The sequence below is a fragment of the Arthrobacter sp. H14 genome (assembly GCF_000520495.1).
In the GTDB taxonomy this organism is placed as follows: domain Bacteria; phylum Actinomycetota; class Actinomycetes; order Actinomycetales; family Micrococcaceae; genus Arthrobacter_C.
Window position 1 is genome coordinate 11095 of the sequence record NZ_KI914686.1, and the last position, 8731, is coordinate 19825.

The window sequence follows — 8731 nt, forward strand, 5'->3', positions numbered from 1 at the left end:
GCACCTGCCATCGCACCGGTGCATCCCGGGCAGTAGGACCGGAAGGCATACAGGTCCTGGCCGGTGCGGCAGGCCAACACCTGCAACCCATCCAGGTCGAAACCGGCCACTTCACCTGGCTCGAGCTGTTCGATTTCAGGGACGGGCTCCCACGAACCGCCGACGGTGTCCGCTGAACCGGTGAGGCGGCTGCGCAGTGCTTCGATGGGAATCAGCGCTGGCGATGCGGCGGGAGTTTGTTCCTGCTCGACCTGGATGGAGGTCACTTCCGGGGCGGCCGATTCGATCGCCCCCTCGACGGCCAGCTTGAGCGTGACGGAGGACGAGGGGCATCCGTGGCAGCTGCCGAGCAGGCGGAGGGTGACGACGCCGTCGTCGCTGATATCCAGCAATTCGACGTCGCCACCGTGCGATCCCAGGTAAGGCCGGACGCTGTCCAGCGCCTCGCTGACCCTGGTGCCGACGTCTTTGGGATGCAGGCCGTGGACGATCAGCAGGCTGGAGACGAGTTCGTCCGCGGTGAGCGCGTCCAAGGTAGCTTCGTCGAGTAGTGCCCGTTCATCCAGGATTTCCAGGATGCGCTGCAGGCCCCCACCATAAAGATCAGTGACTTCACGTACCAGGTCTTCGGCGCGTTCGCGGGCGAGGGCACCACCGGCGCCCAAGGCATCGAGCAAGGTGCCGATCCGTTCACCGGTGGCATGAACCCGACGATCGCCGTCGGACTGTTCTGCCGCAACGGTGGACGGTTCGGCCTCCGGAGCCGCCGGGCCGGCCCGGTCGCTGCTGCTGGTCCGCGTCGTCGTCGTCATCTACTCGCCCGTCAACGACTGGGTCGGGGAATGCAGCTTCTCCAGGGTCTTGCCGTCGCCGAGGTACATGTGCACCCCGCATGGCAGGCAGGGGTCGAAGCTGCGCACGGTCCGCATGATGTCGATTCCCTTGAACTTCTCTCGCGTGTTCTCCTCGAAAATTGGCTGGCCCTGTACCGCGTCCTCATAAGGGCCCGGTGTCCCGGACGAATCCGTCGGACTGGCATTCCAGGGAGTGGGCGGATACGGGTGGTAGTTGGCGATCTTGCCGTCCCGGATGACCATGTGGTGCGAGAGTACGCCACGGACGGCCTCGGTGAATCCGCAACTGACGGCCTCGTCCGGCACTTCGAAGGTTTCCCAGGTCTTGGTCCGGCCCGCGCGGATTTCCTCCAGCGCCTTTTCGGCGAAGTGCAGCGCCGCCGCGGCGGCGTAGGCCTGGAAGTAGGTGCGGGCCCGGTTCCGCTCGAGTGTGTTGGACCACTGCGGAATCTTCCATTCGAACTCCACCGGACCTTTCAGCGCTGTCTTGGGGAGGTTGATTTTGACACTGTTGCCGGTCGACTCGAGGTACTCACTCTTGACCAGCCCCGCCAACGCCGTCGACCATAACCGGGCCAGTGGGCCGCCACCGGTATCGAGGGCGAGATTGTCCGTCCCGTCGAACCAGCGAGGCGACATCACCCAGCTGTACTTGTCCTCCAGGTCGCGCTTCTGCGGCTGCGGATTCGTATGCTGGTTCCACGGGTGGCGCCGGTCGACCGGGTTGCCCAGCGGATCCTCGGTGACGAACATTTCCTGGTCGTTCCAGTCCTCGTAGTAGGAGGACCCGAGCATTATCCGGATGCCGAGGTTGATCTTCACCAGGTCGGTTGTCACCAGCTTCCCATCGACGACGACGCCCGGGGTGACGAACATTTTCCGGCCCCACTCGGTCATATCCTTGTACTCGAAGTTGCAGAAATCCGGATCCTGGAAGGACCCCCAGCAACCGAGCAGCGTGCGCCGCAAACCTACCTGCTCGTAGCCGGGCAGCGCCTCGTAGAAGAAGTCGAAGAGGTCGTCATGCATGGGCACGACCTTCTTCATGAACTCCACGTACCTCATCAGCCGGGTGATGTAGTCGGTCATCAGCTGGATAGTGGCCACCGTTCCGACCCCGCCTGGATACAGCGTCGAGGGATGGACGTGGCGTCCTTCCATCAGGCAGAACATTTCCCTGGTCAGCCGGCTCACCTGCAGGGCTTCGCGGTAGAACTCACCGGTGAACGGATTGAGCGAGCGCATGATGTCGGCAATGGTGCGGTAGCCGTGTTCACCCTCATGCGGGGCGCGCGTGTTCTCCGCTTTCGCCAGCACCGATGGGTTGGTCTCGGAGACCATCTTCTCGCAGTAGTCGACCCCAACCAGGTTCTCCTGGAAGATGTTGTGGTCGAACATATACTCGGCGGCTTCGCCCAGATTCACGATCCACTCACCGAGGGCAGGGGGCTTCACGCCGTAGGCCATGTTCTGCGCGTAGCAGGAGCAGGTTGCATGGTTATCACCGCAGATTCCACAGATCCGGCTCGTGATGAAGTGCGCGTCCCGGGGATCCTTGCCTTTCATGAAGATGGAGTACCCGCGGAAGATCGAGGAGGTGCTCTTGCAGTCGACCACCTGGTTGTTCTTGAAGTCGATTTTGGTGTAGATGCCAAGGCTGCCGACGATCCGGGTAATCGGATCCCAGTTCATCTCGACAAGTCCATCGTCTGTCGTTCCGCCCTTTGAAGGCATCGGGATCGTTGAAGTCATTGCTTCGCCTTTCTGTGTGCGTTCTTACCAGGTGCGCTTGGCACCGGTGAGCAGTTCACGTCCGGGCTTGCGCCAGCGTGGTTCCTTATCCAGAGTGTTCGTGGTGATATGGCGCAGGGTCCGCATCGCCGCTCCGTATGGCTTCACGGAGTTGGTGGAAATTTTTCCCCCGGGTGGTTCGTCCATAAACGGCATGAACTTGTCGGGGAAGCCCGGCATCGTGCAACCGATGCAGATTCCGCCAACGTTGGGACAGCCGCCAATTCCGTTCATCCAACCGCGCTTGGGGACATTGCATTTGACCACCGGGCCCCAGCAGCCGAGTTTGACGATGCACTTGGGCGAGCCGTACTCGGTGGCGAAATCGCCTTGCTCGTAGTACCCGGCGCGGTCGCAGCCCTCGTGCACCGTCTTTCCGAACAGCCAGGTGGGCCGCAGCGCTTCGTCGAGCGGGATCATCGGGGACTGGCCGGTTGCTTGATACAGCAGATAGGTGATGGTCTCCGAGAGGTTGTCAGGCTGTACCGGACAGCCTGGGACGCAGACAATGGGGATGCCTGCCTTCGACTTCCACTCGTAGCCCAGATAATCCGGCACGCCCATCGCTCCGGTGGGGTTTCCGGCCATCGCGTGGATCCCGCCATAGGTGGCGCAGGTTCCAGCGGCGAGGATCGCTGTGGCCTTCGGCGCCAGCCGGTCCAGCCACTCGCTGGTCGTAATCGGCTGTCCGGTTTCCAAGTCGTTTCCAAAGCCGGACCAGTATCCGCCCTCGGCATGCAGTTTCTCGTTGGGTATCGAGCCCTCCACGATAAGGACAAATGGTTCAAGTTCGCCGCGGTCTGCCTTACGGAACCACTCCAGGAAGTCGTCGGCACCTTCCTGCGGGCCGCATTCAAAGTCGATTAGCGGCCAGTGCATGGCCACTTGTGGCAGTCCCGGTAACGCGCCGAGTGCGATCTCCTCAACGCTTGGCTGTGTAGCAGCGGTGAGGGAAACCGAGTCCCCGTCGCAGCTAAGGCCCGCATTGATCCACAAGACATGGATGAGAGTGTCTTCGGCGACTTGCTTAACAGTTTGTGCAGGCACCTTTGCCTCCTAGGGTTCGCACAACTTGGCGTGGGGTCATGCAGCGCAGTCAGCGCATCAGCGTGGTTTCGCGCTCGGGGACCGTTCCGGCATCTGTAGAAACCGTCGGGATGGCCGGTGGGCGTGCCAACCAGTCATACCAGCCATCCAGGCCTTCGCCTGTGGTGGCTGAGAGAATAAGGACCTCGACGTCGGGGTTCAGCTGCCGCGCCTGTCGAAGGCAGGCGTCGACGTCGAACTCGACGTAGGGGAGCAGGTCGGACTTGTTAATGATCACCAAGTCGGCTGCCATAAACATATGCGGATACTTTTGCGGTTTGTCATCACCTTCCGTGACAGAAATGATTACGAGTTTGGCGGTTTCGCCTAAATCAAAAAGTGCCGGACACACTAGATTGCCGACGTTCTCTATGAAGAGTGTTGAATCTGCTGCCGGTGCCAGGGCAACGAGTCCGCGCTGCATCATGTCCGCGTCGAGATGGCATCCTGCTCCGGTGTTGATCTGGATTACGGGGCGGCCGGTGGCGCGGATCCGGTCGGCGTCGAGGTTCGTCTCCTGGTCGCCCTCGATCACCGAGATGTCCAGCCGGTCTCCCATTTCCTGGATCGTCCGGACGAGGAGGGTAGTCTTTCCAGCACCGGGGGAGCTCATCACGTTGAACGCCCTGATACCTCTGTTCGCCAACCAGCCACGGTTCCGCGCCGCCAGCAGATCGTTTTTAGCGAGGAGATTCTCTTCGAGGTCGATGGTCTCGGTGCTTTCATGGCTGTGTCCGGAACCGTCAGAGTGCTGATGGGCATGGTCCCCGCCGTGCGGGTGCGGGTGCTCTTGTTGCGGGGAACCGTCGAGAGTCGATATCCGGATGCCGCCGTCGTCGCTGCAACCACACGTTGTGCACATCTCAGACCACTTCCACTGACATGACCATAAGTTCGCGGCCACTGGTGATTTTTACGTCGGCGCTGCCGCACGGACACAGCGGGATGGAATCCGGAATGATGAATTCCTGCTGGCAGCTTCGGCACCACCCTCTGCCCTGCGGTTCATCGATCTGCAATTTCGCTCCCGCTAAGCGTGTGCCCTCAGACACCAGTTCAAAACAGAAACGCATAGCATCGGGCAACACCCCCGAAAGCTGGCCAATGCGGAGGCGGACGGCCGTGACTGAGCGCTCGCCCGTCCGGCCAAGGACCGTCTCGAGCAGGCTCTGAGTAATAGCTAATTCATGCACGACGTGTCACCTCGTCGTTTCAATCTAGGCCAGTACCAGGAAAACGGCAATAGCACATGTGTGCCTTAATGCAAAATCAGAAAATATGTAACGTAAGGAATGAGGAACAAATTGGCGTTACCGCCCGTGCCAACAGACGAAATACGCCTTAGGATGTACAGCAAGCACCGCCGGGCGCATCACCGGCGCAAGGAATTATGTACCGGCCTCAATGGTGCTGGAACGCCTTGGGAGGCACCGTGTCGAGTATCAGGCAACGTCGATGGGGCCCCCGGGAGAAACGGCACCTGCTGATGATGCTGATCGTCGTCGTTGGACTCCACGTTATCGGGTGGGGCACTTTTGCTGTTGCTGTCCTTCCAGGCTCCTACCAGGTTGCGGGCTCCCAGATTTTCGGTGTGGGCCTCGCGCTCACGGCCTACTCGCTCGGCATCCGCCACGCTTTCGATGCAGACCATATTGCGGCCATCGACAACACCACCCGGAAGCTCATAGAAAACGGAAACTCCCGCCCGCTCAGCGTAGGCTTCTGGTTTGCACTGGGACATTCCTCGGTTGTCGTCGCCGCGGTGGCTCTGCTGGCGGGCGGGCTTAATGTGCTGGCGGCCCAGATGTCGGACACCGAATCGCTGCTGCTTCAAGGAGCAGGTTTATGGGGCGCCCTGCTCTCGGGTTGTTTCCTGCTGCTGCTGGGCAGCATCAACCTCATCGCCTTCAAGGGCCTGTGGCGTTCGTTGGCCGACTATAGGAATGGGCGCTTCACCGAGGGCCAACTGGAGGCCCACCTGCAGAGCAGGGGAGTGCTGAACCGCATCCTCAGACCGATCGCCAGCCAAATCAACCGCCCGGCAAAAATGTATCCGATAGGACTCTTGTTCGGCCTCGGCTTCGATACCGCCACAACGATCGGTCTCTTCGTCGTGGCAGGCAGCGCCGCTTTGGCACTGCCCTGGTATGTCGTTCTGGTGCTGCCAGTGCTCTTCGCCGCTGGCATGGTCCTTTTTGACACTCTTGATGGATTGCTGATGCAGCGGGCCTACGAGTGGGCCTTTGAGCGTCCACTTCGCAGAATCTATTACAATCTGGCGGTTACTTCGGTTTCGGTGTTTGTCGCGTTCTTTGTCGCGTCCGTGGCTCTGATCGGTGCAGTCTCCGAGAATCTGCGGATAACTGCCGGACCCCTGGGCTGGGTCGCCCGGATCGATCTCGGGAATTTCGGACTTATCGTCGTCGGCGTCTTTCTCCTCTTGTGGGCTGCAGCCCTCGCGTACTGGAAAGTCAGCGGCCCTCAAGTTCCCGAGGTACACGGGGAAACACCGTCCCGGACTCTTCAGGGCCGGGACGGACCTCCGTGACGCTAAGCGCTGGTCCGGACGTAGAGAGCACCAGTCTGCGCAGCGGACCGCGGCCGCTTGCACAGCGCGGATGGATCAAAAGATGGAAGCAGTGGTGACGCTGGCGAAAATGGCCGGCACCGCCGAGGTCGACCAGCCGTTGGGTCAGGCGATAACCAGCGCTTGGCGCACGGTGATCTGGCTTCCCCGGCTGTATGTGCCCAAGTTTGCGGCCAGAGCCAACAGGTAAAAGCGGTTCCTGTTCCCGGGGGAGGGAGTCGAATCGCTTTGACTCATATGCCGGACCTGTCCGGAGCCGCCGATGGGGGAGTTACGTTCTCCAATGGTTCCATCCATCTTTTTCACAATGTGCTCAACTTTTCTCTGCTTGGCCATACGCCGTCCCTCAGCCTCGGCTTCACTTTTCGTGCCGGCGGTGTTGAATGCCTTGGTATTGCCCTGCACCCGGTTCTTCCAACTATCACCCTCGTGGTATGTCCGGCAACCCAAAAGTTTGCCCAACTTGCCGAAAGAACCCTGCTCGCAAAATTCGACCCCATAGATACATCCCTGTCCTCAGACAGTTGACATATGCGCCCCGTTATCGGCATTTCGTCGGCCAACAAAATCGGTAGCAGCTCCGTATCCACGAAATCCAATATCATCACTGCGGCCGCTCCGAGGGCAAAGGCTTCGTCCGCCCCAAGGAATGTAAAAAGCAATGCGGGCAGTAAATCAGCGTCACTGTCCTGGACCAAAGGCAGCGACGGCGGGCCGACTCTGACCAGCCAAACTGTCACGGACTACTCGAGGACCAAGAAAATCGGACGTGGAAAAATGCCAGGATCCGCAACCAGCGTGAAGATCACGGGTTTGAGCGCCGGTAAGGCGTACGCATTTGACGATCACTTTCACGAACAAAATTGGCAGCAGCGCCGCCTCTGCTAAGTTCAATATCGTCACGGCTCGGTACTAAGCCTTGATCCACCGATCGGGTTTGGGGTGACGTCGGCGTTTTAAACGGGAGATGCCCGTCTTTTGAGGGAAAATATGACTTACCACAGACAAATTTTCCACCTCAAGAGAGGGCGTCCCGTAGATGCAACTTTTCCATAGTCCCGGCTCGATGTCAGTTTCCTTCGATGACGAGAACCTTGTGTCGACCGCGGGGCTGGTTCCGGCGATGGGCCTGGCTCAGGACGCCGGCCTGCAGGATCTGGCCGCCGAGTGGCTGTCCGTGCCGACAGACAAAGGCGCGAATGCCGGACTAAAGGTCGCATCGCTGGTCGCCGGCATGACCGCAGGCGCTGACGCCATCGACGACATGGGACTGCTGCGTCACGGCGGGACGGGCAAACTGTTCAAAGCCCGCTACGCACCCTCAACGCTGGGCTCGTTCCTGCGCACCTTCACGTTCGGCCACGTCCGCCAACTCGACGCGGTCGCCTCCCGCTTCCTGACCGCACTGGCCGAACGTACCCCGCTGCTGCCGGCACCGGAGAAGGGCTATACGTTCGTGGACATGGACGACACCATCATCGAAGTCCACGGCTACGCCAAGCAGGGCTCCGGTTACGGCTATTCAGGTCTGCGGGGCCTGAACGCGCTGCTGGCCACGGTCACCGTCCCGGATTCAACCCCGCTGGTCGCCGCCCAAAGGCTGCGCAAAGGAGCGGCGAACTCCGCCCGCGGAGCCGCCAAACTGGTCGTAGACGCCCTGGCCACCGTCAGGAAGATCAACGCCGGCTGCAAAGTACTGATGCGCGCGGACTCGGCGTTCTACGGTTACGCCACGGTGGCCGCGGCCATGAAGGCCGGCGCGGACGTGTCGGTGACCGTCCGCATGGACCCGGCCGTCAAACGCGCCATCGGCACCATCACCGATGACGCGTGGACCCCGATCCAATACACGGACGCTGTCTACGACGAGAACACCGGGGCCTGGATCTCCAAGGCCGAGGTCGCCGAGATCCCGTTCACCGCGTTCAGCTCCCGCAAAAAGGACGAACGCATCGCCGGGCGCCTCATCGTGCGCCGGATCCCGGAACTGAACCCGAAGGCCAGTGATGGGCAGGAAACCTTGTTCGACACCCACCGGTTCCACGCCTTCTTCACCACAGCTCCTTCAAAGACCCTGGATACCGTGGCCGCGGACAAAACCCACCGCGCCCACGCCATCATCGAGCAGGTCAACGCCGATCTGAAGGACAGCGCTCTGGCGCACCTGCCCTCAGGGGTTTTCGCTGCAAACGCTGCCTGGCTGGTGCTGGCCGTTATGGCTTACAACCTCACCCGCGCAGCCGCCGCTGCAGCTGGCAACGGGCTGGCGAAAGCCAGGACCGGCACCATCCGCCGGAAACTGATTAACATCCCGGCCAGAATCGCGTCCAGCGCCCGAAAAGTCCTGCTTCACATGCCCAAAGGCTGGCCCTGGGAAACAGCGTTCACCGACCTGTTCACAGCCATGCTGAAA

The 8731-nt window shown here is 60.9% G+C and carries 9 protein-coding genes; 3 read left to right on the top strand and 6 right to left on the bottom strand.

The genetic code is table 11. The features are described from left to right. From Y707_RS27445 to Y707_RS0118415, 5 genes are all read right to left on the bottom strand, one after another. A partial coding sequence (locus Y707_RS27445; protein ID WP_051442184.1) for a NifU family protein occupies window positions 1-812 on the bottom strand: 812 nt, incomplete at its 3' end. Next, entirely contained in the window at window positions 813-2606 is a 1794-nt protein-coding gene (locus Y707_RS0118400) for a nickel-dependent hydrogenase large subunit (RefSeq protein WP_026536159.1), read from the bottom strand. It lies immediately after the preceding gene. A gap of 24 nt (window positions 2607-2630) precedes the next feature. Beyond that, on the bottom strand, window positions 2631-3692 hold the full coding sequence (locus Y707_RS0118405) for an NADH-quinone oxidoreductase subunit B family protein (protein ID WP_026536160.1): 1062 nt from the start codon (window positions 3690-3692) through the stop codon (window positions 2631-2633). 49 nt (window positions 3693-3741) lie between these two features. Then, the gene (gene hypB / locus Y707_RS0118410; RefSeq protein ID WP_026536161.1) at window positions 3742-4593 is read right to left on the bottom strand and encodes a hydrogenase nickel incorporation protein HypB; all 852 of its coding nucleotides are present in this window, start codon (window positions 4591-4593) and stop codon (window positions 3742-3744) included. 1 nt (window position 4594) lies between these two features. Further along, window positions 4595-4924, bottom strand: a complete 330-nt coding sequence (locus Y707_RS0118415) for a hydrogenase maturation nickel metallochaperone HypA/HybF (RefSeq protein WP_026536162.1) — start codon at window positions 4922-4924, stop codon at window positions 4595-4597. Between the two features lie 239 nt (window positions 4925-5163). Here Y707_RS0118415 and Y707_RS27450 point away from each other — a divergent pair, with 239 nt between their 5' ends. Then, a complete protein-coding gene (locus Y707_RS27450) occupies window positions 5164-6279 on the top strand; it encodes a HoxN/HupN/NixA family nickel/cobalt transporter (protein ID WP_253905257.1) in 1116 nt (371 codons plus the stop codon). A gap of 144 nt (window positions 6280-6423) precedes the next feature. Here Y707_RS27450 and Y707_RS33565 read toward each other — a convergent pair whose 3' ends face one another. Then, window positions 6424-6780 carry a DUF2188 domain-containing protein gene (locus Y707_RS33565; RefSeq protein ID WP_442853312.1) on the bottom strand — a complete coding sequence of 119 codons (357 nt, stop codon included), beginning with the start codon at window positions 6778-6780 and terminating at the stop codon, window positions 6424-6426. A gap of 69 nt (window positions 6781-6849) precedes the next feature. Here Y707_RS33565 and Y707_RS33570 point away from each other — a divergent pair, with 69 nt between their 5' ends. Further along, window positions 6850-7206 carry a fibronectin type III domain-containing protein gene (locus Y707_RS33570; RefSeq protein ID WP_026536163.1) on the top strand — a complete coding sequence of 119 codons (357 nt, stop codon included), beginning with the start codon at window positions 6850-6852 and terminating at the stop codon, window positions 7204-7206. A 151-nt stretch (window positions 7207-7357) separates the two neighbouring features. Next, the coding region (locus tag Y707_RS0118435; RefSeq protein WP_035782588.1) for an IS1380 family transposase at window positions 7358-8731 on the top strand (1374 nt) is incomplete at its 3' end.